The sequence below is a fragment of the Candidatus Kryptonium sp. genome (assembly GCA_025060635.1).
Lineage (GTDB): Bacteria > Bacteroidota > Ignavibacteria > Kryptoniales > Kryptoniaceae > Kryptonium.
Genome location: JANXBN010000007.1, coordinates 63,972 through 89,544, shown reverse-complemented (window position 1 = coordinate 89,544; position 25,573 = coordinate 63,972). Strand labels below are relative to the sequence as shown.

At 36.9% G+C, this 25,573-nt stretch carries 27 protein-coding genes and 1 pseudogene; 9 read left to right on the top strand and 19 right to left on the bottom strand.

Annotation, left to right across the window (positions count from 1 at the left end; translation table 11 throughout):
• Positions 1-17: 17 nt before the first annotated feature.
• From NZ923_09280 to lipB, 5 genes and pseudogenes are all read right to left on the bottom strand, one after another.
• Positions 18-266, bottom strand: coding sequence for a hypothetical protein (locus NZ923_09280; protein ID MCS7230209.1), 249 nt, complete (start codon positions 264-266; stop codon positions 18-20).
• Complete coding sequence (locus NZ923_09275) at positions 241-414, bottom strand: hypothetical protein (protein ID MCS7230208.1); 174 nt, start codon at positions 412-414, stop codon at positions 241-243. The genes NZ923_09280 and NZ923_09275 overlap by 26 nt, the downstream gene beginning before the upstream one ends.
• Positions 415-436: 22 nt before the next feature.
• Positions 437-1,417 (bottom strand): alpha-ketoacid dehydrogenase subunit beta, encoded by a 981-nt coding sequence (locus NZ923_09270; protein MCS7230207.1) that lies wholly within the window; start codon positions 1,415-1,417, stop codon positions 437-439.
• A 102-nt stretch (positions 1,418-1,519) separates the two neighbouring features.
• Positions 1,520-2,401, bottom strand: a pseudogene (locus tag NZ923_09265) (thiamine pyrophosphate-dependent dehydrogenase E1 component subunit alpha).
• A gap of 137 nt (positions 2,402-2,538) precedes the next feature.
• Positions 2,539-3,300: a lipoyl(octanoyl) transferase LipB gene (lipB, locus tag NZ923_09260; protein MCS7230206.1), complete on the bottom strand. Its 762-nt coding sequence runs from the start codon at positions 3,298-3,300 to the stop codon at positions 2,539-2,541.
• 153 nt (positions 3,301-3,453) lie between these two features.
• Here lipB and NZ923_09255 point away from each other — a divergent pair, with 153 nt between their 5' ends.
• From NZ923_09255 to NZ923_09240, 4 genes are all read left to right on the top strand, one after another.
• Positions 3,454-3,831: a thioredoxin family protein gene (locus NZ923_09255; GenBank protein MCS7230205.1), complete on the top strand. Its 378-nt coding sequence runs from the start codon at positions 3,454-3,456 to the stop codon at positions 3,829-3,831.
• 15 nt (positions 3,832-3,846) lie between these two features.
• A complete protein-coding gene (locus NZ923_09250; protein ID MCS7230204.1) occupies positions 3,847-4,893 on the top strand; it encodes a 6-phosphofructokinase in 1,047 nt (348 codons plus the stop codon).
• 70 nt (positions 4,894-4,963) lie between these two features.
• Positions 4,964-6,445 (top strand): B12-binding domain-containing radical SAM protein, encoded by a 1,482-nt coding sequence (locus NZ923_09245; GenBank protein MCS7230203.1) that lies wholly within the window; start codon positions 4,964-4,966, stop codon positions 6,443-6,445.
• Positions 6,442-7,224 (top strand): class I SAM-dependent methyltransferase, encoded by a 783-nt coding sequence (locus NZ923_09240; GenBank protein ID MCS7230202.1) that lies wholly within the window; start codon positions 6,442-6,444, stop codon positions 7,222-7,224. The genes NZ923_09245 and NZ923_09240 overlap by 4 nt, the downstream gene beginning before the upstream one ends.
• A 37-nt stretch (positions 7,225-7,261) precedes the next feature.
• Here NZ923_09240 and nadD read toward each other — a convergent pair whose 3' ends face one another.
• From nadD to NZ923_09215, 5 genes are all read right to left on the bottom strand, one after another.
• Positions 7,262-7,846: a nicotinate-nucleotide adenylyltransferase gene (gene nadD / locus NZ923_09235; protein ID MCS7230201.1), complete on the bottom strand. Its 585-nt coding sequence runs from the start codon at positions 7,844-7,846 to the stop codon at positions 7,262-7,264.
• Entirely contained in the window at positions 7,847-8,530 is a 684-nt protein-coding gene (locus NZ923_09230) for a hypothetical protein (GenBank protein MCS7230200.1), read from the bottom strand.
• Positions 8,531-8,551: 21 nt separating this feature from the next.
• Complete coding sequence (locus tag NZ923_09225) at positions 8,552-9,070, bottom strand: hypothetical protein (GenBank protein MCS7230199.1); 519 nt, start codon at positions 9,068-9,070, stop codon at positions 8,552-8,554.
• Positions 9,071-9,238: 168 nt separating this feature from the next.
• Positions 9,239-10,024, bottom strand: a complete 786-nt coding sequence (locus NZ923_09220) for an indole-3-glycerol phosphate synthase TrpC (protein ID MCS7230198.1) — start codon at positions 10,022-10,024, stop codon at positions 9,239-9,241.
• Positions 10,021-11,220, bottom strand: coding sequence for a hemolysin family protein (locus tag NZ923_09215; protein ID MCS7230197.1), 1,200 nt, complete (start codon positions 11,218-11,220; stop codon positions 10,021-10,023). Before NZ923_09215 ends, NZ923_09220 begins: the two co-directional genes overlap by 4 nt.
• 380 nt (positions 11,221-11,600) lie before the next feature.
• Here NZ923_09215 and NZ923_09210 point away from each other — a divergent pair, with 380 nt between their 5' ends.
• From NZ923_09210 to NZ923_09190, 5 genes are read left to right on the top strand one after another with little or no spacing between them, the layout of a single operon-like run.
• Positions 11,601-12,833 (top strand): zinc-binding dehydrogenase, encoded by a 1,233-nt coding sequence (locus NZ923_09210; GenBank protein ID MCS7230196.1) that lies wholly within the window; start codon positions 11,601-11,603, stop codon positions 12,831-12,833.
• 22 nt (positions 12,834-12,855) lie between these two features.
• The gene (locus NZ923_09205) at positions 12,856-14,070 is read left to right on the top strand and encodes a glycine C-acetyltransferase (protein ID MCS7230195.1); all 1,215 of its coding nucleotides are present in this window, start codon (positions 12,856-12,858) and stop codon (positions 14,068-14,070) included.
• Complete coding sequence (locus NZ923_09200; protein MCS7230194.1) at positions 14,070-14,450, top strand: HEPN domain-containing protein; 381 nt, start codon at positions 14,070-14,072, stop codon at positions 14,448-14,450. The genes NZ923_09205 and NZ923_09200 overlap by 1 nt, the downstream gene beginning before the upstream one ends.
• Complete coding sequence (locus NZ923_09195; GenBank protein ID MCS7230193.1) at positions 14,447-14,797, top strand: nucleotidyltransferase domain-containing protein; 351 nt, start codon at positions 14,447-14,449, stop codon at positions 14,795-14,797. The genes NZ923_09200 and NZ923_09195 overlap by 4 nt, the downstream gene beginning before the upstream one ends.
• A complete protein-coding gene (locus NZ923_09190) occupies positions 14,778-15,509 on the top strand; it encodes a uracil-DNA glycosylase (GenBank protein ID MCS7230192.1) in 732 nt (243 codons plus the stop codon). The genes NZ923_09195 and NZ923_09190 overlap by 20 nt, the downstream gene beginning before the upstream one ends.
• 130 nt (positions 15,510-15,639) lie before the next feature.
• On the opposite strand, the gene NZ923_09185 is transcribed toward NZ923_09190, so the two are convergent.
• The 9 genes from NZ923_09185 to NZ923_09145 all read right to left on the bottom strand — a co-directional run bounded on the left by NZ923_09185 (position 15,640) and on the right by NZ923_09145 (position 25,437).
• Entirely contained in the window at positions 15,640-17,025 is a 1,386-nt protein-coding gene (locus tag NZ923_09185) for an NAD(P)(+) transhydrogenase (Re/Si-specific) subunit beta (GenBank protein ID MCS7230191.1), read from the bottom strand.
• Positions 17,026-17,047: 22 nt separating this feature from the next.
• Positions 17,048-17,353 carry an NAD(P) transhydrogenase subunit alpha gene (locus NZ923_09180; GenBank protein MCS7230190.1) on the bottom strand — a complete coding sequence of 102 codons (306 nt, stop codon included), beginning with the start codon at positions 17,351-17,353 and terminating at the stop codon, positions 17,048-17,050.
• 23 nt (positions 17,354-17,376) lie between these two features.
• Positions 17,377-18,522 (bottom strand): Re/Si-specific NAD(P)(+) transhydrogenase subunit alpha, encoded by a 1,146-nt coding sequence (locus tag NZ923_09175; GenBank protein ID MCS7230189.1) that lies wholly within the window; start codon positions 18,520-18,522, stop codon positions 17,377-17,379.
• A gap of 87 nt (positions 18,523-18,609) precedes the next feature.
• Positions 18,610-19,839 (bottom strand): TIGR02710 family CRISPR-associated CARF protein, encoded by a 1,230-nt coding sequence (locus tag NZ923_09170; GenBank protein MCS7230188.1) that lies wholly within the window; start codon positions 19,837-19,839, stop codon positions 18,610-18,612.
• Between the two features lie 15 nt (positions 19,840-19,854).
• Positions 19,855-21,810, bottom strand: coding sequence for an oligopeptide transporter, OPT family (locus NZ923_09165; protein ID MCS7230187.1), 1,956 nt, complete (start codon positions 21,808-21,810; stop codon positions 19,855-19,857).
• Positions 21,794-22,747 (bottom strand): phosphatase PAP2 family protein, encoded by a 954-nt coding sequence (locus tag NZ923_09160; GenBank protein ID MCS7230186.1) that lies wholly within the window; start codon positions 22,745-22,747, stop codon positions 21,794-21,796. Before NZ923_09160 ends, NZ923_09165 begins: the two co-directional genes overlap by 17 nt.
• Positions 22,744-23,568: a 16S rRNA (adenine(1518)-N(6)/adenine(1519)-N(6))-dimethyltransferase RsmA gene (rsmA, locus tag NZ923_09155; GenBank protein ID MCS7230185.1), complete on the bottom strand. Its 825-nt coding sequence runs from the start codon at positions 23,566-23,568 to the stop codon at positions 22,744-22,746. Before rsmA ends, NZ923_09160 begins: the two co-directional genes overlap by 4 nt.
• Positions 23,569-23,570: 2 nt before the next feature.
• Complete coding sequence (locus tag NZ923_09150) at positions 23,571-24,401, bottom strand: tetratricopeptide repeat protein (protein MCS7230184.1); 831 nt, start codon at positions 24,399-24,401, stop codon at positions 23,571-23,573.
• Positions 24,402-24,423: 22 nt separating this feature from the next.
• Positions 24,424-25,437 (bottom strand): redoxin domain-containing protein, encoded by a 1,014-nt coding sequence (locus NZ923_09145; GenBank protein ID MCS7230183.1) that lies wholly within the window; start codon positions 25,435-25,437, stop codon positions 24,424-24,426.
• Positions 25,438-25,573: the final 136 nt, after the last annotated feature.

The following is a 25,573-nucleotide window of genomic DNA, read 5'->3' as shown; positions in this document are numbered from 1 at the left end:
TTATCGTAAATTTGTTTTCATTTGAAGAAAGCAAGTAAAATTCCGATTATAGCACCTATTTGCCCAATCCAGAGAATAAACATCCACCGAATTAATGACGCATGATTTCTTGCCATTTCAACACGCAACTTTGAAACTTCATCTATCATCTTTTGCTCCAAGCGTGAAATTTCTCTCATCATCTTCTGCTCTAATTCTATTATCTTTTGCTCCAAGCGTGAAATTTCATTTCCAACCTTTTTATCCAATTCCGACATCTCTGACACAAGTTTTTTTCTCAAACTTGTCCGCTGACAATTCAATTATATTCTCCTTTGTCGTTTGATAAACTTTATTCAATAACTCAACGAGCGAATCAGAAGCTTCATCTCCAAGTTTTTCTCTAAGTGGCTTTGGAATAGTTATAACTAACATTTCTTGCCCTCCTACAGGTTTTTTAATACTTTATTAACTCTTCAAGTGCCCTCACAATCCAATCGGTCTGTGGAAGAGCTGCTTCTTCAAGAGTTGGAGCATAAGGAATCCCAGGGACATCAAGACCAGCTACTCTTTTAACAGGCGCATCAAGATATTCAAATGCTTCTTCCGCGATGATCGCTGAAATTTCAGCACCGAATCCAGCTGTCAAAGTATCTTCATGAACTATCAAAACTCTGCTTGTTTTTTTCACAGAATTTAAAATTGTTTCCTTATCAAGCGGATTTATCGTCCTTATGTCAATTATTTCAATTTCAACACCATATTTTTGTTCAATTAACTTAACCGCTTCAAGAGATTTATAAACCATCAATCCCCAAGTTATAATCGTTGCATCTTTACCTTGTTTTTTGACTTGAGCTTTTCCAAATGGAAGCAAATAATCTTTATCAGGCTCAGGAGACATTGCTTGAGGAGAGCGATATAGTGCTTTATGCTCAAGGAAAAGAACAGGATCTTCAATCCGACATGCTGTTTTTAGAAGTCCTTTTGCGTCGGCTGCGTTTGATGGATAAGCGATAAAAATTCCAGGAAGATGGGCAAAGAATCCTTCAATATTTTGGCTATGATAATGTCCACCATGAATATATCCGCCGACAGGTACTCTTATCACAACTGGAGCTGCCCAATTTCCGTTGGATCTATATCTTAATGTAGCAAGCTCATCTCTTATTTGCATCATCGCAGGCCAAATGTAATCTCCAAATTGTATCTCAACGACAGGTTTATATCCCTTGATTGCGAGTCCAATTGCTGTGCCGACGATGCTGGCTTCTGCAAGAGGCGAGTTAAAAGCTCTCTCTTTTCCAAATTTCATTGTTAAACCTTTCGTCGCAGTGAAAACACCACCTTTAGGATCCGCTACATCTTCACCATATACAAGCATTTTCGGATTTAGTTCCATCTCCTCGTGTAGCGCATGGTTTATTGCATCAACCATCACGATTGGCTTTCCAGATGGGATCGTTGCTTCGTAATTTAACAGTCTTGTGTTTTCTGGAGCATAAACATGAAGCAAAACGGTATCAGGACTTGCATAATTTTTCTTTTCTGCGTTTTCAACCGCTTTTTCAATCTCAACATCAAGATCTGAATAAATTCTGTTAATTTCCTCTTTCGTTAAAATTTCTTCTCTGATCAAAATTTCTTCCATCCTTAAAATTGGATCGTTTAATCTATCTTTCTCAAGCTCTTCGGGATCTCTATATTTTCTATGATCATCGGAAGACGAATGTGGTATCAACCTTACGACATTTGCGACTATCATTGTAGGACCTAACCCTGCTCGTGCCCTTTCTACTGCTTTTTTCACGGTTTGATAACTTTGAATGAAATCCGTGCCATCTATTTCATATACCTCAAGCCCCCAAAATCCCTGTCCTATCTTTGCAACGGATGCGCCAGCCGTCTGCTCAAAAATTGGCACAGATATAGCATATCTATTATTTTGAATAACAAAAATAACTGGCAATTTATCTTTACTTGCCCAATTCAATGCCTCATGAAACTCACCTTCACTTGTTGAACCATCACCGCCTGAAACATAAACAACTTCATCTGTTCCATCTCTTACACAACCCATTGCTGTGCCAACTGCCTGAAGATATTGAGTTCCAGTTGGACTTGATTGTGTAACTATTCTCAATTCCTTTTTACCAAAATGAGCTGGCATTTGCCTCCCGCCTGTTGCAGGACAATCAGCTCTGCCAAAGACACTGTAAAAAAGCTCCTCAAGCGTAACACCAAGTTGATAAACAAACGCCCAGTCTCTGTAATACGGATAAAACCAATCATAACCAGGACGGAAATTCATTGCGCTTGCCACTTGAATAGCTTCATGCCCAGATACACCAATATGAAAGAAAACTTTACCTTGCTTTAAAAGTGTCATCGCTTTGTTATCTATCTGTCTGGCAACATACATTGATTTTAACCCTTGAATCAACATATCTGGTTTTATTTCAACCGCTGTTTCAATCCCCCCTTCTGCCTCCACAATACGATTGACCTGTTTGGTCAAATTTTTACGCATAGCGATTTCTAATTTTTGTTTTTTCTATTTTAAAAAATTTCTCGCTTCTTTTCAAAAATTTCTAAATCGGTCTCAATAAATTCAAAGCCAAAAACATTTTCAAACTTTTCTCTTAAAACCTTCTTCACCTCGCCAATATCAACCTCGCGTCCGAGAATTCTTTGCATTGATGTCATCTTAACATCGCGTAGTCCACACGGAAAGATAAAATCAAAATATTTCAAATCAGTATTAACATTTAAAGCAAACCCATGCATCGTAACCCAATGACTCACCTTGATCCCAATTGACGCGATTTTATCTTCCCCAACCCAAACCCCTGTCAAATTGCTCCTGCGCTCGCTCTTTATCCCGAAATCAGAAAGAGTAAGAATTATAACTTCTTCAATCATTCGCAAGTAAGAGTGAACATCAATTCCTAATTCTTCAAGATGAAAAACAGGATATCCTACAATTTGCCCAGGTCCATGATATGTTATCTTGCCCCCACGATCAATTTTAAAAAACTTTATACCAAGATGTTTTAAAAAATTCTCACCAATTTTTAAATCGCTCTCATCTCCCGCCTTTCCTATTGTATAGACATGCCCATGCTCAGTAAAGATCAAAACATCATAAATAACTTTTTTGACTCTCAAACTGTGAATTCGCTTTTGCAAATCCCAAATTTTCTCATATTCAGATAGTCCTGGGACATCTATAAAAATTGCTCTCAACCTTGCTTTCTGGACTTTGTGATAGATCTTAATTAAAAAATAATAAACCCAAATGACGGAAAAAAATCTAATCAAACGAAAGCCCCAGTAACTTAGCAAGTCGCTTTTTAAAAGCACACCTTAAAAATAGTAGATTTTTCTTGACTATGAACCGACGATTTCATAACTTTGAAACGAAATCTGCTTTTGCTCTGTTGATAATTTTGAAAATAAATTTCACTTTGAAAATTGCTAAGCTCCCTGCTGCTAATTCTTTTTGCTTTCGTTCTTATAACTGGGATATGGCTGGTTCTAAGCATAAGTCAAAAAAAGAAAAAACTTTTACCTGAATTTATAAACGGAAAACCAACGATTGTTTTTTTCTGGGTTGATAATCAACCTTGTAGAGATATGAATTCAATGATGGACAAAATAAAAAATGATTTCAAAGGAAGCGTAAAAGTTTTGAATTTTAACGCCATAAGAGATTACAGGATAGCCGAAAATTATCTCATATTTGATGTCCCAGTCGTTATTCTATTTGACAAAGAAGGTAATCCAGTGCTGAAAATCACTAAACCAGAAGAATATCCAAAACTTGAAGCGAAATTAAAAGAAATAATATAGGGAGGTGAATTCAAAATGAGAATAGGGATTTTAACGGGCGGTGGAGATTGCCCTGGATTAAATGCTGCGATAAGATCTATCGTTCGTAAGGCGCTTGCCTTTGAACACGAAACAATAGGCATAAAGTATGGATGGAAAGGATTATTGACATCTGAGTTTTTCCCTCTTGATTTAAATAACATATCTGGGATCCTTCCACGCGGTGGGACAATTCTTGGTACCTCAAGGACAAACCCATACAAACATCCTGATGGAGAAAAGACAATCATTGAAAACCTTGAAAAAGAAAAAATAGATGCACTTGTTGCAATTGGTGGCGAAGATACTTTAAGTGTTGCGTATAAACTTCACAAAGCTGGGGTAAATGTCGTCGGAATACCAAAAACAATTGACAACGATGTAAGAGGAACGGATTACTCAATTGGATTTGATACAGCAGTTAACATTGCTATGGAAGCAATTGATAGAATACATACAACTGCTGAAAGTCATAATCGTGTTGCAGTAGTTGAAGTCATGGGTCGCCATACTGGATGGATAGCTTTGTATTCGGGTCTTGCTGGTGGAGCTGATGTTATTTTGATTCCTGAAAAACCATTTGATATTGAGCAAGTTTGTCAAGTTATTGAAAAACGACATGCTCGCGGAAAAAACTTTAGCATAGTTGTTGTAGCGGAAGGGGCTAAATTTAAAGTTCAAGAACATATTGATAAAGACGGAACTTTGATTGTCCAAGACCTCAGGGTTGATGAATTCGGTCATGTTCGGCTTGGTGGAATTGGAAACCTTGTCGCAGATCAGATTGAAAAAAGAACAGGTATGGAAGCAAGAGCAACAATTCTTGGACACATACAGCGCGGTGGCTCCCCAACTGCATTTGATAGAATACTTGCAACAAGATTCGGCATAAAAGCCGTTGAATTGATAAACGAGAAAAAATTTGGAGTGATGACAGCTCTTCACGGCAACGAAATCACAGATGTTGAACTTTATGAAGTGGTTGGCGGTTTGAAAACCGTAGATCCTGAGCTATTTGAAATAGCTGAGGTTTTCTTCGGATAATTCGCTTGCCTGAAATTAGTGAATTTTTTAGAGAATTATTTTCTTTACAAACAACTAAAGAAAAAACGAAATGGCAATAGATATCACACTCGTCCATCCTCTTTTTATTGAGAAAGATCCTGTTGAGAAAAAAATTATGACTCCCTATTTCCCACTCGGATTGATGTACCTTGCTTCCGTTTTACGAAACAATGGTTATGAAGTTGAACTATTTGACTGCACATTCAGAAAGGATTTTAACGAATTTGAAAATTATATGAAAACACGAAAGCCAAAGGTTGTTGGGATCACCTCACTAATCACAATCCGCAGAAATGCCTTAATCATTGCAGACATAGCACATAGATATGGCGCAAAGGTAATTCTTGGGGGTCCGGATCCAACAGCTCTGCCAGAAAGATATTTACTTTACAAGGGAACAAATAACGATTTCCCTGTTGATGTAGTTGTATTTGACGAGGGAGAAATTACAATGCTTGAACTCGCAAACTTTTACTTCAAAAAAGATAACTTTCCAGATGATATAAGGGAAATTCCGGGCTTAAGATTGCGTGACAAAACCGGCAATATAATTTCAACAAAACCGAGAGAATTAATCCAAAACCTTGATTCAATTCCTTTCCCAGCGAGAGACCTCGTTGATATGGACGATTATAGAAAGGCATGGAAAAAGAAACATGGATATTGGTCTCTTACAATCATAAACAGCAGGGGTTGTCCTTATCATTGTTCATGGTGTCAAAAGGCGGTTTTTGGAAGAAAATACAGAGTCAGAACTCCAGCTAATTCAGCTGAGGAAATGAAACTTTTGAAAGAAACATATGCCCCTGATTTCATTAGAGTAGTTGACGATATAACAGGGGTGCAAAAAAATTGGGTTTTAAAGTGGAGTGAAGAAGTTATAAAAAGAGATGCTGTCATACCATTTGAGTGTCTCACAAGGGTAAATCTTGCTTCAGAAGACATGCTTAAAGCACTAAAAGATATGGGTTGCGAAAAAATTTATTTCGGTGCTGAATCAGGTTCTCAAAAAGTTCTTGATGCGATGGAAAAAGGAATAACCGTAGGACAAATCTATAAAGCATCCGAAATTTGTAAAAAACTCGGCATCAAAACATATTTCTTTATGATGGTCGGCTATCCAGGCGAGGACCTTGAAGATTTACAACTTTCGGTAAAACTTTTAAGAGAAACACTCCCAGATCAATTCAGCACAACCATTGCTTATCCATTACCAGGCACAAAATTCTATGAACAAGTTAGAGATAGGTTGATGTTTGAATCGCAAGATTGGATGATTGACTGGGATTATACGGCGGAGAACAAACTTTTATTCAGGCGCGAGAAATACGACACCAAATTCTATAAATGGGTTATAAGATGGTTTCATAGAGAATGGAAAGATGCTTGGTTTCAGGCAGGAAAAAAAGCGTCAATTGTTGAAAAATTTAGAAATAAAGTTGAACTAATTCTTTCAAGAGCGATCGTTGATTTAATGGCAAAGACATCTAATTCAAATATAGTTCAATTTCAACCAGCAGAAGGTAGATGAAAGACAATATCTTGAAACATAAATTTTTCTGGAATCTCTACGCCCCAATTTACGACAATAACAGAAAACCGGAGGAATACTTAAGAACTACGAATCTGAAAATTTTGAAGCGATATTTTCAGCCTGGACAAAACCTTATTGAGATTGGCTGTGGCACAGGGGAAGAAGCAAAAGAGATGATAAAACACGGCTGTAAGCTTGTTCTTACAGATTTATCTATTGAGATGCTGAAAGTTGCTAAAACTAAAGTTGATTCAAACGCTAAGTTATTAAATTTGCCCGCAGAATACATTGATTCATTCAAGATTCAATTTGATGGTGCATACTCTTCATTTGGAGTTTTAAATTGTCTTTCTGATGTGCCCTTGTTCTTCAAAAAACTTCACAAAATTTTAAAACCTGGTTCATTTTTCATCGCTTCGTTTATAAATCGCTGGTATTGGGGTGATTTCATATTTTTCACACTTGGGATAACAAACTATCTGAAGAAACGATTAAAAGGTTGGGGATACATCACACTTGACGGCAAGGAGTATGATGTGAGCGCAAGATTTTATTCGCTAAAAGATATAAAGAAATTTTCTGAAAATTACTTCGCAATAAAGAAAGTTTACGCCTTGCCATTTCTATTGCCACCAGCTTATTTAAAACCACAAGAACGATTGCCAGAGAAACTTTTCAAATTCCTTCAAAAAATTGAAAACTCTATCAATCATTATTTTCCATTTAACTATTTAGGTGAGCGAACCGTCGTGGTTTTTCAAAAGTTAGGCGAATAAACCAACTTACAAAATTAACATCCCAACCTCGCACAAACTACCTATATAAGCCGTTTTTATAAATATATTCTTCAACTTCTGGAACGACGAGGTATCTTATTGATTTTCCTAATTTAACCCTCCTTCTTATTGCCGACGCCGAAATTTCTATGTTTGGCACTGTGATAAATGTCGCAAAGTTAGAAAATTCCGAAGTCGGAATAGTATAACCAAAACGATTGAAAACGAGAAGATGTGCTTTTTTGACGATCTCGTTCGGTTCTCTCCAAGTGTGAAACTCTCTGAACTGATCCGCACCAATCAAAAGATAAAAACTATTTTCCGGAAAATTTTCAACTAAATAATTTACTGTCTCAACCGTGTAAGAAATTCCACCTCGTTTTATTTCAATATCCGAAACCTCAAAGAAAGAATTACCTTTTATTGAGAGTTTTACCATTTCAAATCTATGTTGTGGACTTGCAATTTGTGATAGATATTCCCGCGTTTGTTTGTGCGGTGGACTTGCACACGGAATAAAAATAATCTTGTCAAGATTCGCTTCATCTCTTATGATCTCCGCTATGATCAGGTGCCCAATGTGTGGCGGATTAAAAGTGCCTCCCAAAATTCCAACCTTCATTCAGTCAAAAACCGTTATTTTTCTTTTCTTCAAAAGATTTAAAATAGCCAACCTCGTCCTTTTGAAATCGTCATCCTTGCTATAATTTATAACTTGAGAAAAAACCTTTTTTAAAGATTCAATATCAAACGCATACTCAATTCTCCTCAACGGGACATAAAGAACATCAATCTCACTTGCAAATTTTAATATGTTAAGCTCATCACACTCATTTTCTAATCCCATCAAAAATCTTTCATGCATCTTCTTTAAACCAATCAACTTGTTCGGATTATCTCTATAAATTGATGTAACTATGACATCGTATTTATGAGTCATAACCTCATAAGCATTGTTTATCCACGGTATTGGATAAATGAAACTTGAAATTTCAAGCAAAACCACAAATTTACGCTCTTCTTTAAACGCCCTTGAAATGCTTTCAAAATAAATGTTGCCGTTGCCTTCAACTATTGATGCTCTAACGCGAAGCGGGAAAACCTGAACCAAGAGATCACATGTCTCATAATCGGGAAAATAAACATAAACATTAGTATTTCTGCTCCTTTGAACATAATATTCGCTTGTATCGTGGAGAATAGCCTTGTAGATTTCAAGTTTTTCCTCAAAAGAAAAGCTATCGTCCACTTTTAAATCACTTATCCTTGCTGGCAAAATTATAAGCGCTTTTTCTGTTTGAAACATAAGTTATAAAAAATTTTTATTTTAACTCATTGACATTATGGCGTCTGCGAGGCGATTTGGATTTTTGCTTGAAATCACGACTTTTTCAAGACTTATAAGCTTCCGCAATCCCCCGCCTCGTGGATAATTTTCCTGTAGTTCAATCTCAACGCCCTTATCACCATAATAGACATAAGCAATAGTCCCAAATGTTCCTCTCATTCCCCAGCCACCATATTTCTTCCACAACTTTTCCTCAACGACTCTGACATTTTTGATCTCAACCTTTTTAATCTTAGTCATCGTTTTTCCAAAGAAACCAAGTTTTACCACCAACTCATTCCATCTTACAATAACTGTCATTTTACCTATAAAACCAATTATCAAAACTTCAAACAAAAGAGCACCTAAAATTGCAAGGACAACCTCACTTTTCTCAATGAGCTCGGGATTCATAAAAAACAGAGCAACTATGAAAGGAATCCAACTGAAAAAAAGAAAATAAAACCATGTTGGGAAAGTTTGCTCCTCCTTATACAAAAGCCCAGATATAGTTTCCATCTATAGATCCTCTTTTGTTTTTCAAGGTTCTTTCATAGATAAATAATTCACACTTATAATTTCGCTTTTTTTCGCCTCGGATGCAATTTCAAAACTCTTATCAGATTCTACATATTTGACGATAAAGATGATTTCCGTTCCATTGCCTAGATCTGAAAATTTCCATAATCAAGCTTTTCCCGAACTTTCACCGATTAATTCGTAAATTTTCGCGATTTTATTTTCCGCCTTCATTAAAACCTCATCAAGAAGAATGGCATCAAAACCTGCGTCTAAAATTTTGAGGACATCTTCCCTTTCGCTGATTCCACCTTCGCTAACTTTTATAACATCATCTGGAAGAAATTTACAAAAATCAATTGACTTATTTATATTCGCTTCAAATGTTTCAGGATCTCTGTTATTTATTCCAATCAACTTTGGATATGGTGAAACTTTCAAAACCCGCGCGATATCATGTTTATCAAAAACCTCAACAAGGACATCAAGCCCAATCTCCTTCGCAAGTTGTAAATAATCTTCAAGTTGAACATCATCAATTATCTTTACAATCAAGAGAACAGCATCCGCTCCAATATATTTCGTCTCATAAATTTGGTACTCGTCAATGATGAAATCTTTTCTTAAAACGGGAATATTCACACTGCTTTTTACCTGCGATAAATGTTGTTTTCTCCCACCCAAAAACTTAAAATCAGTCGGAACAGAAATTGCACTCGCCCCAGCCATTTCGTATTCCTTAGCAATCGCAGCCAGAGAAAAATTATCAGAGTTCAAAGCTCCGGAATATGTAGATATATTTTTTATCTCTGCGATTATCTTCAATTGTTTTTCCTTTCTCAATGATGCGGACAAGCTAAAATGTTTATACATTGGATGGTCAATAAGTTTTCTTAGATCTTTCAACTGTAGTATCTCTTTGGATCTTTCAACTTCTGCTAATTTGCTTTTCACGATTTTCTCAAGAAAGCCCATTTGTCTGCTCTGGTTATTTTTAGTTCAATTATTTTTCTTTTTGATTTTTTAAGAACCTCAAAAACAATGTTTCTGAACTTAATCTTCTCACCTTCATTTGGAATTCGTCCAGCAAGTTTTGATACGAAACCACCGATGCTTTCATAATCAGTCCCCTCCGGAATATCCTCACCGAATTTCCTATTGAAATCGCTCACAAGCATTCCGGCATCAACGACGATTGAGCCATCGTTTAGAACCTCATAGCTTTTTTCAACCTGATCATATTCATCGTGAATCTCGCCCACTATTTCCTCAAGTATATCTTCAAGTGTGACGATTCCCTGAAACCCTCCGAATTCATCTACAACGATAGCGATATGAATTTTGTTTTTTTGTAATTCTTTTAACAGTTCACTTATCTTCTTAGTTTCGGGGACAAAATATGCGGGTCTCAAAAGATCGTAAAGGACAAATAGATTTGGCTCCTCAATGTAGTTTATCAAATCTTTTGCATAAATCACACCAATTATATTATCAATCGTATCTCTATAAACTGGAAGCCGTGAATATCCTTCATTAAGCACAATTTTTATTACTTTCTCGCGTGGTGCGTTTATATCAAGAGCAACAACCTTCGTTCTCGGAACCATTATCTCTCGGACCGTCTTATCGTTGAATTCAAACACATTTTTAAGAAGCAAATTTTCATCTGGATTTTCATCTGTTTCAATGCCGTGGATTAAAAATTCAAACTCACGCTTTACAATATCCACGCTTCTCCCGGAAAACATAATAAGTTTCTTCGGAAGAAGAAATGAAAGCTTGAAAAGATAAAAAATAAAATGAATCAAAATTTCTAATCTTTTGACAACTAAATCAGGATTTTTCTCAGAAAAATTCTGCGCCAACTGAAGCAGATAAATTGAAAACATTGCAACCACAAAAACGATAAACAGCAAAGTCATCTTACCTTCTGACCACACCCCAAGTAAAACAAAGGCTGAAATAAAAAGGAAAGTTTTAAAGCAAGAGCTGACAAATTTAAAACGATCGGGATTTCGCTTGAAAAGATGTATTCTACTAAACAATATGCGTTTAAGTTTTTCCTCTCCCTCAAGCGTCATTATCGCAGTTTCAAGCGCCGAGATCAAGATTCCAGTTAAAATTAGAAAAAGAGAGAATATAAATGACATAAATTCAAACTTTGCTAAGGCAGTAATTTTTTGATCATCTAAATTAGTTGTTTTTCTCGCGATTTCAATAACTACAGATAGAAAACCTAAGAAGCGTTTTTAAACCATAAAGCAAAAAAGAGGAACTTTTGTTAAAATTTAATCCGCACAATTTAAATTATCAAATTTGGGTATTTCCCAACGAGATGCCCCAAACTGGAAAATTTTTGATTTCACACAAGCAAAGTTAAAAGTAAGGCTTAATAAAACTACTTGAGGACAAAGTATGGTTTATTCTAATTGAACTAAAAAAATCTTTTGGTTATATTTACACTTGAACCGATAAAATCGGTTTAACAAAAAGAAATAAGGACATTTAAATGCACACCAAAAACAACACTATGAAAGCCGTCATCAAACCAACCCCCCATCCAGATAAGGAATGGGAAAAAGGACTTATCCTCACCGAGGTTCCAGTACCTGAGATAACCGATCCAAGGGAAGTAAAAATTGAAGTTGTTTCAGCAGCAATATGTGGAACAGATGTTGGAATTTACAACAGCAAGCAATCTCTAAAAGACGAAATGCTCTTAAACACAACACCTTATGTCATCGTAGGACATGAGTTTGCAGGCAAAATTGTTGACGCCGGAGATATTGCAAGAAAACATTTAGCAGGTCTTTTGATTGAAAAATCATATGAGGATGAAACTCTTAGCAATTTTGTCGGGAAAAGAACGATTGATGAGCTCGCTAAAGATCCAGATTTAATTGAGGTGTTAAGGGAAAATTTCATAATCTCTGCTGAAATGCACATAACTTGTGGAAGATGCCATCAGTGTCGCATGGGTCAAAAACATGTCTGTCAAAACACAAAGATAAAGGGAATTCATGAAGATGGAATTTTCACTAAATATGCAAAAGTGCCAGCGGAAAACATAGTGCTTTTTAAGAACGGCGAGCTTCCGGTTGAAATAATCGCATTTATGGATGCAATTGGAAACGCGGTTCACACTGCTCAATCCGTTAACTTGATGGGACAAACAGTTGCGATCCTCGGATGCGGAGTCCAAGGACTTATGGCAACCGCAATTGCGAAAATGAGTGGTGCATCTAAAATTTTCGTCACAGACGCATCAAAACCTGGAACAGGAGCAACTCATGAAAAAATCGTTGAAAAAAGATTTTCAATAGCGAAAAAATTTGGCGCAGATTATTGCTTTGATGTGGCAATTCCGGAAGAAAGAGAAAGATTTATAAAAACCGTCAAATCTGAAACTGGCGGAACAGGTGTTGATGTAGTATTTGAAATGTCTGGAAATTATAAAGCTTACCAGGACGCATTTGAAGTCATAAGAATGGGCGGGACAATTTCACTACTTGGTCTTCCAGAAGGTGACTTTAAAATTGATTTTTCAAAGAATGTAATTTTCAAAGGGATCACAATTCATGGGATAATTGGAAGGAAAGTTTTTGAGACATGGGAAATAATGCGTGCTCTGTTGAAAAGTGGTCTTGCGGATAAAATCCTTGAAACTGGATTTATAACTCATCAGCTACCGCTTGAAAAATTTGAAGAAGGTTTCAACGCAATAAAAAATGGTGACGGATTAAAGGTAATTTTAAAACCTTAAAAACAAAATCACTGAAAATAAAATGAACTACACACAAGTTTTAACAAACGAACTTAACAGATTACATGCGACAAAAACATTCAAAAAAGAAATACCACTTTTAAGCGAACAAGGTGGAGTCGTTAGAGTAGATGGAAGGGAAGTTATAATGCTTGCCTCAAATAATTACCTTGGACTTGCATCGCATCCAAGAATTAAAGAAGCCGCAATTCGTGGAATTAAAGAATACGGATATGGAGTTGCATCTGTCAGGTTTATCTGCGGAACTCAGTCAATTCATAAACAACTTGAGGAAAAGATCGCAGAATTCGTAGGAGCAGAAGATTCAATTCTTTTTTCATCTTGTTTCGCAGCAAATGAGGGATTTTTCGCCTCAATTGTGAATGAATCGCTTGGATATGAAAACTACAAAGATGTGATTTACAGCGATAGATTAAACCACGCAAGCATAATTGATGGCATAAGATTGTGCAAACCTGAAGTCGTTGATAAAAAAGTTTATCCACACGGCGATTGGAAAGCACTTGAACAAATGCTTGAAGAGGACAAGGATAAAGATTACCGATTTAGGATAATTGCAACTGATGGGGTTTTCAGCATGGAAGGCGATATGGCACCACTACCTCAACTTATTGAACTTGCGAAAAAATACAACGCAATTTTATTTGTTGATGACTCGCATGGACTTGGAGTAATAGGAAAAACTGGACGAGGGACGGCAGAAGAGCTTGGCGTGTTCGGTCAAGTTGAGGTCATTTCTGGAACGCTCGGCAAGGCAATAGGTGGCGCAGCTGGTGGATTCATCAGCGGTAAAAAAGAATTAATTGAATACCTAAGACAAAAATCAAGACCTTACACATTTTCAAATTCCCTCCCTCCAGCTGTCGTAGTAGCAACTATTGAAGCAATTAAAATGCTTGAAGAAGATACATCGCTTATTGAAAAATTGCGAGAAAACACGATGTATTTCAGGCGCGAGATCAAAAATCTTGGTTTCAAAATCCTTGATGGAATTCATCCGATCGTCCCGATAATGCTTGGCGAAGCATCACTTGCGATGGATATGAGTGAGGAGCTTTTGAAAGAAGGAGTTTATATCAAAGGTCTATGGTATCCGGTTGTCCCGAAAGGTGAAGCGAGGCTGAGAGCCCAAATTTCAGCTGCTTTATCAAAAAATGACATTGATAGGGCATTGGAAGCTTTTAAAAAGGTAGGGAAAAAACTCGGCGTGATTTAATGGGCGAGTTTTTGAAAAAAAATGCATTGAAATTCTTGGAAATTGCAGATTACCTTCTCTCAAAAGAAGATTTCAACTTTGCAGCATTTAATTACGAACAATCAGCCCAATTGTTTTTAAAGTACCTACTATGGAAAAAGGTTGGTGATTATCCCAAAACTCATAGTTTGCTAAAATTGATAGATGAATGTGCGAAAATAATTGAACAAAAAGATAAAATTGAAACACTTGAGAACCTAAAAGAAACAGAAACCATCTTTCTACTTGAAGAAGCATATCTTGCGACCAGATATTTTGATGTCCAGTTCAACAGAACCCCAGTTGAAAAAATGAAAAAGTTAGTTTATCAAATAAAAGAGATAGTTGAGTCGTTAACATGAACGCTTATATGGATATGTTAAGGCGAATGAAAGAGGAAAAAGAGCCGTTTTTCAAAAATTATATGACGATCGCAAAGGAGATAAAGGAGTTATTGAGATTATATTTTAAAGATTTCAGAGTTTTCGTCTTTGGCTCGGTTGTCAAAGGAAATTGGAATGTTTTCAGTGACATTGATATTTTAATCGTAAGCGAAGAAGTCCCCAAAGATTTAATCGGCAGAGCTAAATTGAAAAAACTAATTCTTGAAAGATATAATTTCAACGCACCATTGGAAATCCACCTTGCGACATCGGTTGAATTTGAAAAATGGTATGACAGGATGATAGATGTCAAAATTGAAATTTAAATCGTTTGAAGAACTTAACGATGTAGTTATAAACTGCCGCAAATGCTTACGACTTGTTAAATGGCGTGAGAAAATTGCGAAGGAAAAAATTTCAAGATTTAAAAACTGGGATTATTGGGGAAAACCAGTCCCAGGCTTCGGAGATGAAGAAGCTGAGATTTTGATTGTTGGACTTGCTCCTGCTGCACATGGTGGAAACAGGACTGGAAGAATGTTCACAGGTGATAGAAGTGGCGAATGGCTTTATAGGGCGCTGTTCAAATTCGGCTTCGCTAATCAACCCGAATCAATATCAAGAGATGATGGTTTAAAACTTAACAATTGTTATATAACAGCCATCGTTCGTTGCGCCCCGCCAGAAAATAAGCCGACTAAAAAAGAGATTGAGAATTGCAATATATATTTGAAAAGTGAATTTGAACTTCTCAAAAATGTAAAAATAATTATCACGCTCGGACAACTTGCGTTTTCAACGGTTGTGAAAACATTGTTTGACTTTGAATTTGAAAAATCAAGCGGAAATTTGAAATTTTACCACGGGAACGAATTAACATTTGTTAATCCACAAAACGAGAAAATGATAAACTTAATTTGCTCTTACCATCCAAGCCAAAGGAACACCTTCACAGGAAAGTTAACTGAAAAAATGTTTGACGAAATTTTCCGTAAAGTTGCGAAATCTTTTGATTCCATGAGCGATATTTCAAAATAACAAATAAACAGTCATCGCATTAGAAATAACACTTTGATATACCTCAAGTGCGAAGAGTTAGATAACTATACGACATAACAAAAAAGCCCCGACGAATGTCGGGGCTTAAAAACTGAATTAAAAGTTTTTATTAAGATTCCTTCAAGGCATTTATTAACTCTTGGACCATTTTCTTCCCATCGCCGAAAAGCATCAAAGTATTATCAGCTGCGAAAAGCGGATTTGGTATCCCAGCAAATCCTGGTGCCAAGCTTCGCTTTATAACAACCACCGTCTTTGACTTATCAACATCAAGAATTGGCATTCCTGCTATTGGGCTATTTGAATCAGTTCGTGCAAGCGGATTTACTACATCATTCGCACCAATTACAATAGACACATCTACTTGCTCAAATGTTGGGTTTATTTCATCCATATCTTTTAATTTTTCATACGGTATATCCGCCTCGGCAAGCAAAACATTCATATGCCCAGGCATTCGTCCAGCAACAGGGTGAATTGCAAATTCAACTTCAACACCTTTTGACTCCAAAACTTTCATCAAGTCGCGAACTGCAAACTGTGCTTGTGAGACGGCCATTCCATAACCAGGAACAATGACAACGCGTCGTGCATTTTCAAGAAGCATAGCTACTTCTTCAGGGGTAGCAGATTTTATCTTACCACCATAAATTTTATCCTCATCCGCTTCAGAAACTATCTCACCAAATCCTCCAAACAGAACATTAGTCAAAGACCTATTCATCGCCTTGCACATTAGATTTGTAAGTATAATTCCAGATGCACCAACGAGCGAACCAGAAATTATCAAGACATTGTTGTTTAAAACGAAACCAGTTGCACACGCCGCAAGTCCAGAATAAGAGTTAAGCAATGAAATTACAACTGGCATATCCGCACCACCAATCGGGATAGTAAGAAGCACACCAAGAATGGATGCAGTGATTATTAAATACCAGTAATAGTTCATCTCTTTACTAATTCCAAAGTAAACGCCAAGTATAATTGAAGCAAGTGCGAATAAAACTTTAACTATTTGCTCGCCCTTATATCTTATCGGTCTTTCTTCAATTAGTCCTTCAAGTTTACCAAATGCAACCATACTTCCCCAAAATGTCACTGCGCCAATTATTCCCGAAGCTACCGTCGCAACCGTTTCCTGTGTACCCAGTACTTTGTTTAATTCCAGCGCCTCAATAAATGCAACAGCAGCAACGAGAGCAGATGCACCTCCACCGAAACCATTAAATATCGCAACCATCTGAGGCATTGATGTCATTGGAACTTTAAGAGCTGAAATAGTCCCAGCGACTGCGCCAATTACAAGGCCAAGGATGATGAGCTCATAACTTACAATTGATTTATCAAGCAGTGTTACAACAATTGCGATCAACATTCCAGTTGCACCAAGAAGATTTCCCCTAACTGCGGTACGTGGATGTGATAAACCTTTTAAAGCGAAGATGAATAACAAAGCTGAAATTAAATAAGCGACATTTACAAGTGCTTGTGGCATAGCAAATTCGGTTTTGTTTTAATTATGATTTCTTCTCCTTTTGATCTGATTTCGGTTTCTGAAACATCTCAAGCATTCTATGAGTTACAAGGAAACCACCAACTACATTTATCGTTGCAAATGTAACTGCAATTACGCCCAAGATAGAAGCAAGTGTTGTATACTTTGCACCAGCAGCTATGATTGAACCAATAATTGTAATTCCTGAGATCGCATTTGAACCAGACATTAAAGGGGTATGAAGAATTGGAGGAACTTTGGTTATGACCTCAAAGCCAACTATCATCGCAAGGACGAAAATTGTTAATACTGCAATGAAAGGATCCATTTTAATTCCTTCAGGTTTTGTTTTTAAGATTGACCAAAAATTGAATTTACAAGTTTCCCGTCTTTCGTGAGCAATGTGCTTGCTAAAATATCGTCGTTTAAATTCAAGTTTATCTCACCATTCTTGATGAAAAGGGAACAGAAGTTTGTAATGTTTTTTGAATACATCTGGCTTGCGTGATATGGAACTGTTGCTGGAACATTAACTGGACCTATGATTATCACTCCATATTTTTCAACGACTTCTCCAGCCTTCGTCAATTCACAATTCCCACCTCTTTCAGCTGCAAGGTCAACGATAACAGAACCTGGTTTCATTCCTTTTACCATATCTTCGGTTATCAAAACAGGTGCTCTTTTACCAGGAACAGCTGCCGTGGAAATCACGACATCACTTTCAGAAATTATCTTCGTCAACATTTCCCTTTGTTTCTTGTAAAATTCTTCACCCATATCTTTTGCATATCCACTCTTGTCCTCAGCTTCCTGCGATTCAAGTCCAAGTTCAACGAACTTTGCACCCAAGCTTTCAACTTCTTGCTTTGTTGCTGGTCTTATATCATACGCTTTTACAACTGCGCCTAATCTTTTCGCCGTTGCAATTGCTTGAAGCCCTGCAACACCAGCACCTATGACAAAAACATTAGCAGGCAAAACCGTACCAGCTGCGGTCGTAAGCATCGGAAACATTCTTGGTAAATAACTCGCTGCAAGCAAAACCGCCTTGTATCCAGCTATAGTGGCCATTGAAGATAAAACATCCATACTTTGAGCTCTTGAAGTCCTCGGCAATAACTCAAGAGCGAAGGAAATAACTCCCTTTTTCGCTACTTCTTCAATTAAATCTTTCGCAAAAAATGGCTCAAGAAATCCAATTAGAATTTGCCCTTCTTTCATTAATTGGATATCCTTTTTGCCCTCTTCTGGGTTTGCCCCAAGAGCTCTAACCTGAAGGATAACATCAGCATTTGCAAAAACTTCCTCCCGAGATTTTACAATTTGCGCCCCTTTTTCAAGATACTCTTCATCTCGGTAACCTGCTTTTTCACCCGCCCCTGATTGAACTATAACCTCAGCCCCTGCTTTTTTAAACTGTTGGATATTGGCTGGGATAAGTGCTACCCTCGTTTCACCTGGATAGGTTTCTTTTGGAACACCTATTTTTATCATAGGTTCTCGTTAGTTTATTTTAAATTTTGCACTCAAAATTAACAAAAAAACACTGCTTTTCAAAATTTGAGTTTTTAATCCATTTTATTACAAAACTTTCAACTTGACGAACTCAAGATCCTCATACCATCGCTCAAAATCAGAACCGAAATACTTCGCTAATATCTTCTTCAAAATATCACGAAATTCCTCGGCTGTTTCTTTATCAATAGGTGTAAATCCATGAGCAAGTATTGAATTATTCCTCGCACTCAAAATTTTTTTCAAGTTCCCCTGTGTTATGCTTTCATACAATTCTTTCCCCATTTCGTCCCCAAGATCATTGAGCAATTCAGCAGACTTTGCAAGCGCAATTTCACTTCGCTGATACTTCTCTTTTAAATCATCAGGAAGTTTAGAAAGGTCAATCTTTCCAGGTTCGGAATATAGACCTAGTTTATCTATCCCAATTTGAATGATGTATTCAAGTAATCTATACAACCTTGCAACTGCATCGTCATAGCGCTCCCTTTCAATCCTTCGTTCAGCGTTTCTTAAAAGGTCTATGGCTTTTAGCGGTGAAAACACGCTTTCTTTGTTAAGAAAAGCCAAACTATCACGATTTGACTCAAATTTTCGTTTTGCTTCAAATTCAGCAAGAATATCCAAATCTATTTCTTTAGCGGTTTCAAATGCTTCTTTATGCTTGAACAAATCCCAATTTTGATATACCTTGCACAAGTTATTTAATGTTTCAACTTTTTTCTTAAACGATTCTTCCCGATAAATTTCAAGGCATTTTTCAAACATCTTGCTCGCGCTCCCATACATACCATCGTTAAAATATTCAATTGCTTTTTTGAAAAACACCTCTGCATAAATAACGGTTGGTTCAAATGATATAAATCTTTCAGTGCCAGGAATAACACGCCCCGTTTCATCCCTATTGCCGGCAATATAAGAAAATTTTTCAGCTCCATTTTCCAACCCAGCTAATACAAGCCCAACCGACATCGCCTTCGTCCCGGAAGTGTATTCAACAAACTTTCTATCCCTTTCAAATTTTCTCATCTCGTTTGAACAAATTTGCTTAACCGCTTCAAGGTCGTTTTCATCTTTAATTAATTTAATTTCTTGCTCTACAGTAATGTTTTCCTTAGCTAACCCTTCTTCAATAATCGGCAAAGTTTCCTGCTTGCTTTTTTCCGTGCATAGAAATACGACAATGTTAGGATTATAAGATCTTATACTCTTTACAATTGCTGAAGCTATATCTGCTCTATCCCTACCAGTTCCAACAGTTACAAACATTACAACTTTTTTGGCTTCTTGCCCCATAAAATTTTCAAACTTTTATTTCAACTTTTTAAGCGGAATAGCAATTAAAATTAACGCAACAAGAGGAAATATCAAAAGCCCCAAGAATGGATTTTCAGATATATGTGGCAAATTAACATTCAAAAGATACAAGCCCGCAAGCAATACACCCATTATTGACTCTCCTGCAACAAGTCCAGAGGCAAGAAGTATTCCACGATTTTCTATTTGGACAAGTTCAGATTCCGAATAAGATTTTCTTTTTATGATCAAATCAAAAACATACTTTATTAAACCGCCAACGAATATAGCTGAAGTTGTCTCAAAAGGAAGATACATTCCGACAGCGATCAAAGTTGGGGATGGTGATTTAAGAAGAATTAAAACAAAAGCAAGGACGGCACCAAAAATTATCAATGGCCAAGCAATCTCTCCGCTCACAATTCCTTTTGACATAACGCTCATTAATCCTGCTTGCGGAGCTGGTAAATACTTACCTCCAATTCCGCCTTCTGTTCCTTTATGAAGAATTGACATTGGAAACACAAGCACGAAAGCAGTAAAAGAGACACCGATAATTTCCGCAATTTGCATCTTTCTGGGCGTTCCTCCAAGAAGTTGCCCGACTTTCAAATCTTGCAACATATCGCCAGCAATTCCAAGCGCAGTGCATACAACAGCAGCAACGCCGAGGACAACCTCAACACCCGCAGTCCCCTTAACGCCGAGAGCAACCATCAAAACCGCTGCAATTACAAGCGATGAAAGAGTAAGTCCAGAAATTGGATTATTTGAACCCCCCATAACTCCAATGAGATAACCTGCGACAGCTGAAAACAAAAATCCTGTTAATGTCATAACGATTGCTGCAATGACAGCACTGATCAAATTTTTCGTGAAATAGTAGTAAATCAATGTAATCGGTACGACAAGCAAGAAAATAGCTCCGATCACAAGTGGCATAGGCAGATCATCCTCCAATCTTGAATATTCAACTTTTCCACTTCTAACTTGAGATGCATCTCTTATCCCTTTTGCTATACCTTGAAAAAGTTGTGTTCTCATCTTCCAAAGCGTATGAAATGCACCAACTATCATAGCTCCAACGGCAATTGGTCTTACCTGATAATACCACACAGAATGAGTTAATTCGTCCCAACTAACCCCATTTTTAAGCATATCGCCAATTCCAGTGTTAAAAAACATAACGAGCGGAATAAATAACCACCACCCGAGAACCCCGCCTGAAAACGCAATTGCCGATAACCTCGGTCCAATTATGTATCCAACTCCAATTAACGCTGGAGAAGCGACTGGAGTAGAGAGAAAAACTCCACCAGTATATGTTTGAGTGCTCACTGCTGAATTTGCACCTGAAAAAAGTTGAATTTTATACTTTCCAAACTCAACAAATCCACTTATCGTTTCCCCAAATAATTTTATTCCTCTTGCGTTTTTAAAAAGTTCAACCAATGCCGAAACGCCCATCATACTAAAAACATATTTTGCACCTGTTTCTCCTTTTTGTCCAGCTTTTACCATTTCAGCGCAAGCAACTCCCTCAGGATAAGGGAGTTCGGGATCATTGACAAGCGGTCTTCTCAAAATAATTATGAATAAAACTCCAAGAAGTCCGCCAACAAGCATTATCACTGTGCTTTCCCAATAGTTAAAGTCGCTCCAAACACCAGAAATTACAAAAGCAGGCACAGTGAAAATTGCTCCTGCTGCGAGTGCTTCACCGACCGACGCGGTTGTCCTTGCGATGTTTTCCTCAAGTATTGAACCACGCATAACTCTCATAACTGCCATCGCAACAACTGCAGCTGGAAATGTCGCTGACACAGTCATCCCAGCTTTTAGACCAATGTATGTATTCGCTGCGCCGAGCACTACCGCCATAACTACACCGATTAAAACTGCTCTTAAAGTCATTTCTGTTAATTTTGTTTCAGCTGGAACATACGGCTTGACATCAGATTTTTTCTGCATTCCTTCGCCCTATTTTTGTTTCACATTGATTGAAAAGATACGGAGCAGTTGCAACTGTAAAAGCAGCAAATAGAAACCCAGCGATCAAATCAATTACATAATGATAGCGAAGATAGACGGTTGAAAAAATTAACAAAATACCGTTCGGGATCAGAAAATACTTCGTTTTTGATTTCAGCACGATAGAAAGATATATAATAACGAGCGTAAGTTGCGTGTGCCCGCTCGGAAAAACATCCCTTTGAGCATAATCAGCTGGATTAGGAACGCCAGGCGGAATTGACTCACCCGTGTTAATTATCCAACGAAGTGGCTTCGTTAGCAAAAGCCCTGGTAGCTCTTCGTCAAGCTTTGAAAAATCATGAAGTATAAACCGCGGACCAATAGCTGGGACAAGAAGATAACCAATGTATGAAAGATAAAAACCATACACAACTGTTGATATGACATAGCGATATCTCACAAGATCGCCTCTGCGGTAGAAGTCATAACCGAGAATTATCGGAAGGAAATAAAAAGTAGAATAAACAATTTGTAAAAATTCCGTCAAAACAGGATTGCTAATTTTTGCCAAAACATGAGTCGGATGCGCGCCAAAAATTATGTAGTCAATTTTCATCAAAATCCAATCATAATCTGGCAGTTTCAAAAAGTTAATGAAGAAATAAATTTCTTTAAATGTCAAGAGAATAAGTGGCACAAGATACCATTCCCTCACAAAGCGCCTCGCTGAGAAAATTTCTGGATTCCGCGACCCCTCCCATCTTACAGCGACATATATGACGAAAAAAATAACCAAAAGATTAAATAGAACTATCAACCACCAGAGTTTCATTTGATGTGAAAAAACGAGTGAAACAAAAATCAAAAATAAGTAAAAAACTATGTTAACAATATCACCGAAGTGTAAATTACGTAAGCCAGCAAGGTAGTTCATCCTCTGCCAATTTTGTTTTTATCGGCATAGATTTTATAAAGTGCGTTTGAAAGATCTATGAATTCTTCAACAGTCAATTGCTCCGGTCTCCTGCTTAAATCTAAATTCACCTCGGATAATGTCTCATCGCTAAATAGCTCCTTCAGCGTATTTTTCAGAATTTTTCTTCGTTTATTAAAAGCAACCTTAACAATTTTTTTGAAGAAATCGTGATCAATTATTCTTTCGGACAAGGCGCCTTTCTCAAAATCAAGCCGTATCACCGCAGATGAAACCTTCGGTTTAGGATAGAATACATTTCTAGAAACCCTAAATAAAATTTCCGGCTTTGAATATGCCTGGCACATCACCGAAAGTATGCTGTAATCCTTCACCCCTGGCTTTGAAACGATTCTCAAAGCAACTTCAAGTTGAACCATGATCACTAAATCTTTTATGAATTCCCTATTCTCAATCGCCTTAAATATGATTGAGCTTGTGATGTTATATGGAATGTTCCCTATCAATCTTATTTTGCCAAAGTTTTTGAAGGTTTCAAAGTTAACCTTCAAAAAATCCTGGTGAAGAATCTCAATTTTATCATTTTTGATTAATTCTTCATCCCCAAACCTTACTTTCAAGAAATCAACCGCTCTTTTATCAATCTCAACTGCAAAAACCTTTCTAACTTTTCCAACAAATTGTTCAGTTAAAAATCCCTCGCCAGCTCCGATCTCAACTATTACATCATCAGGTTTCGGATCAACCATCTCTGCAATTTTTTTCGCTACATTTTTGTCGCTCAAAAAATGCTGTCCAAGATGTTTTACAGGTCTTAACATTTCTACTTTCCAAGCTTCTCTTCAAGTTTCCTTATCTCACTTTCATACTTTTCTTTCTCGGATGGGCGTTGCTCAATCAACTTTCTATAAACTTTTATTGCTTCATCATATGCCCCTTGCTTCGTAAGTATCTCGGCAAGAGCTGGAGTGACAATGGATATATCCTCATAGCTTAGATTTTCTTCCTTAAAGTCAATCGCTGGTTCTTTTGCTGTTTCTGTTTTGATGTTTTGCTTACCTTTTGCCTCTTCAAGCCGTTTTATGAGCTCATCAAGATATGATGCTTGTGTCTCAGCCCGTATATTTTCATCTTTAGCTTTTCCAACCTCTGTTTCAACCTTAGGCATTTCAAAAATTTCTTCACCGAGCTCGTCTGTTAACTTTTGATCAATAAAGTAGATTTCTTTATGTGTCTTTCCAACCTCTGGAAGATCAACTTCCGGAAGTTCAACTTCTTTTATCTTGATATCTTCCTTTACAGTTTTCAACTTCCCTATCTTTTTGATGCTTTCTTCTTTCCCCTGCTTTAGAGAAATTTTTGAAATCATATCAATTACAAATTTTGAATCTGGCAAAATCTCAACAACACGGTTTAACTCAGCAAGAGCTTTGGAATACGCCTTGATCTCTATATAACATCTTGCCATTATAAGATGCGCAGTAGAATAATCGGGATATTTTTGTATCGCTCTATTACACAAAGTTATTGCTTTTTCTACATTCCCAATTTCAAGATAAAGCGACGCAAGACGAACAAGTAGAGGAGAATCGGGATTCTTTTCAATAAACTCTTCATATTTTCTTATCTCCTTTTGAATCTTGTCAAGATTCATTACAAGTTTCCACAATTTGTTTTCACTCTTTAACCACGCAAGAACCAAATGTAAACGAATAAAGCGCAAACTTATCGGAATTGGTATAAAGTTTCAAAGTATAAACCCCATATTTTTCACCGAAAATTAAATTATACATTCTGCCCTTATCAATCCTTACAAAACTTCTTCCAGAATCGTCATAAGAAACATCTTTTCCTTTCATAGATTTCGGGATCGGTTTATCATCAAGTGTTAAGAAAACATCATAAGAACCTCCAACGGAATTTAGGACGGCGTTTACTTCAGTCCCCCTAAATTTAAAAGCGATATAATCCGTTAATTCATTGCTATTTCTTGTGTGAACGATCTTATCCGCTTCAACTTTGAACCAACCATTGAGCGTTAATTGGGCTTCTTTGCATCCATTATCTTTGTAATGTTCTTCTTTATCTGGTTTTATTTGTTGTGTGAAATATCCACGCAGATAACCTGCATACATTTCAGGCGTCCTTGGATAGCAAACAGCTCCTGGTTTATCTTCATCACGAATATATTCAATTACATCAGGAAATTTCGCCTCTGGCTCTATTTGCCTCAAAAGTTCCTGGATTTTTGCTTCCGTTCTGCCATAAGCTCCTTCACCAACATGGTCATATCTTATTATTCCATCCTTATCAACTAAAAATTTTCTCGGCCAAAACTGATTTTTAAACGCACGCCATATTTCGTAGTTACTATCAACGACGATAGGATACTCAAGTCCAAGTTCTTTGACTGCGTTGGCAACATTTTCAAACTCAGCGGAAAAGTCAAACTCTGGCGTATGTATCCCAATTATAATGAGACCTTTATCAGAATACCTTTTGTGCCATTCCTTTAAATAAGGCAAAGTGCGAAGACAATTTACACAAGTATATTCAAAAAAATCCAATAATACAACTTTACCTCTAAGATCGTTAAGTTTCAATGGCTTTGAATTTATCCAACCAGTTCCTCCATTTAGCTCTGGAGCTTTTCTTCCTATCCAGTTGAAAAACGAAAATTGTAGAAACATAATTGCAAGCAAATTTTTTGTCTAATTGCTTAAACAAAACTTTTGATTAAAATAAAAAGTTTTGCCAAAATTGTCAAAGTTATAAAAGTAGTTTGAAATCATCGGCGAGGCGAAAAACGACATAATTAACTTGCCA

What these genes read in the sequence shown, in the direction of transcription:
- NZ923_09170 (MCS7230188.1), bottom strand. Translation starts at nt 19,839, where the DNA reads ATGGGGCAAGAAGCCAAAAAAGTTGTAATGTTTGTAACTGTTGGAACT.
- NZ923_09190 (MCS7230192.1), top strand. Translation starts at nt 14,778, where the DNA reads ATGTCAAAATTGAAATTTAAATCGTTTGAAGAACTTAACGATGTAGTT.
- NZ923_09230 (MCS7230200.1), bottom strand. Translation starts at nt 8,530, where the DNA reads ATGTTTCAAACAGAAAAAGCGCTTATAATTTTGCCAGCAAGGATAAGT.
- NZ923_09215 (MCS7230197.1), bottom strand. Translation starts at nt 11,220, where the DNA reads ATGTCATTTATATTCTCTCTTTTTCTAATTTTAACTGGAATCTTGATC.
- NZ923_09275 (MCS7230208.1), bottom strand. Translation starts at nt 414, where the DNA reads ATGTTAGTTATAACTATTCCAAAGCCACTTAGAGAAAAACTTGGAGAT.
- rsmA (MCS7230185.1), bottom strand. Translation starts at nt 23,568, where the DNA reads ATGTTAAGACCTGTAAAACATCTTGGACAGCATTTTTTGAGCGACAAA.
- NZ923_09180 (MCS7230190.1), bottom strand. Translation starts at nt 17,353, where the DNA reads ATGGATCCTTTCATTGCAGTATTAACAATTTTCGTCCTTGCGATGATA.
- NZ923_09250 (MCS7230204.1), top strand. Translation starts at nt 3,847, where the DNA reads ATGAGAATAGGGATTTTAACGGGCGGTGGAGATTGCCCTGGATTAAAT.
- NZ923_09245 (MCS7230203.1), top strand. Translation starts at nt 4,964, where the DNA reads ATGGCAATAGATATCACACTCGTCCATCCTCTTTTTATTGAGAAAGAT.
- NZ923_09240 (MCS7230202.1), top strand. Translation starts at nt 6,442, where the DNA reads ATGAAAGACAATATCTTGAAACATAAATTTTTCTGGAATCTCTACGCC.
- NZ923_09195 (MCS7230193.1), top strand. Translation starts at nt 14,447, where the DNA reads ATGAACGCTTATATGGATATGTTAAGGCGAATGAAAGAGGAAAAAGAG.
- NZ923_09210 (MCS7230196.1), top strand. Translation starts at nt 11,601, where the DNA reads ATGAAAGCCGTCATCAAACCAACCCCCCATCCAGATAAGGAATGGGAA.
- NZ923_09225 (MCS7230199.1), bottom strand. Translation starts at nt 9,070, where the DNA reads ATGGAAACTATATCTGGGCTTTTGTATAAGGAGGAGCAAACTTTCCCA.
- NZ923_09205 (MCS7230195.1), top strand. Translation starts at nt 12,856, where the DNA reads ATGAACTACACACAAGTTTTAACAAACGAACTTAACAGATTACATGCG.
- NZ923_09175 (MCS7230189.1), bottom strand. Translation starts at nt 18,522, where the DNA reads ATGATAAAAATAGGTGTTCCAAAAGAAACCTATCCAGGTGAAACGAGG.
- nadD (MCS7230201.1), bottom strand. Translation starts at nt 7,846, where the DNA reads ATGAAGGTTGGAATTTTGGGAGGCACTTTTAATCCGCCACACATTGGG.
- NZ923_09185 (MCS7230191.1), bottom strand. Translation starts at nt 17,025, where the DNA reads ATGCCACAAGCACTTGTAAATGTCGCTTATTTAATTTCAGCTTTGTTA.
- NZ923_09200 (MCS7230194.1), top strand. Translation starts at nt 14,070, where the DNA reads ATGGGCGAGTTTTTGAAAAAAAATGCATTGAAATTCTTGGAAATTGCA.
- NZ923_09145 (MCS7230183.1), bottom strand. Translation starts at nt 25,437, where the DNA reads ATGTTTCTACAATTTTCGTTTTTCAACTGGATAGGAAGAAAAGCTCCA.
- NZ923_09150 (MCS7230184.1), bottom strand. Translation starts at nt 24,401, where the DNA reads ATGAATCTTGACAAGATTCAAAAGGAGATAAGAAAATATGAAGAGTTT.
- NZ923_09270 (MCS7230207.1), bottom strand. Translation starts at nt 1,417, where the DNA reads ATGGTTGATGCAATAAACCATGCGCTACACGAGGAGATGGAACTAAAT.
- NZ923_09160 (MCS7230186.1), bottom strand. Translation starts at nt 22,747, where the DNA reads ATGAACTACCTTGCTGGCTTACGTAATTTACACTTCGGTGATATTGTT.
- NZ923_09165 (MCS7230187.1), bottom strand. Translation starts at nt 21,810, where the DNA reads ATGCAGAAAAAATCTGATGTCAAGCCGTATGTTCCAGCTGAAACAAAA.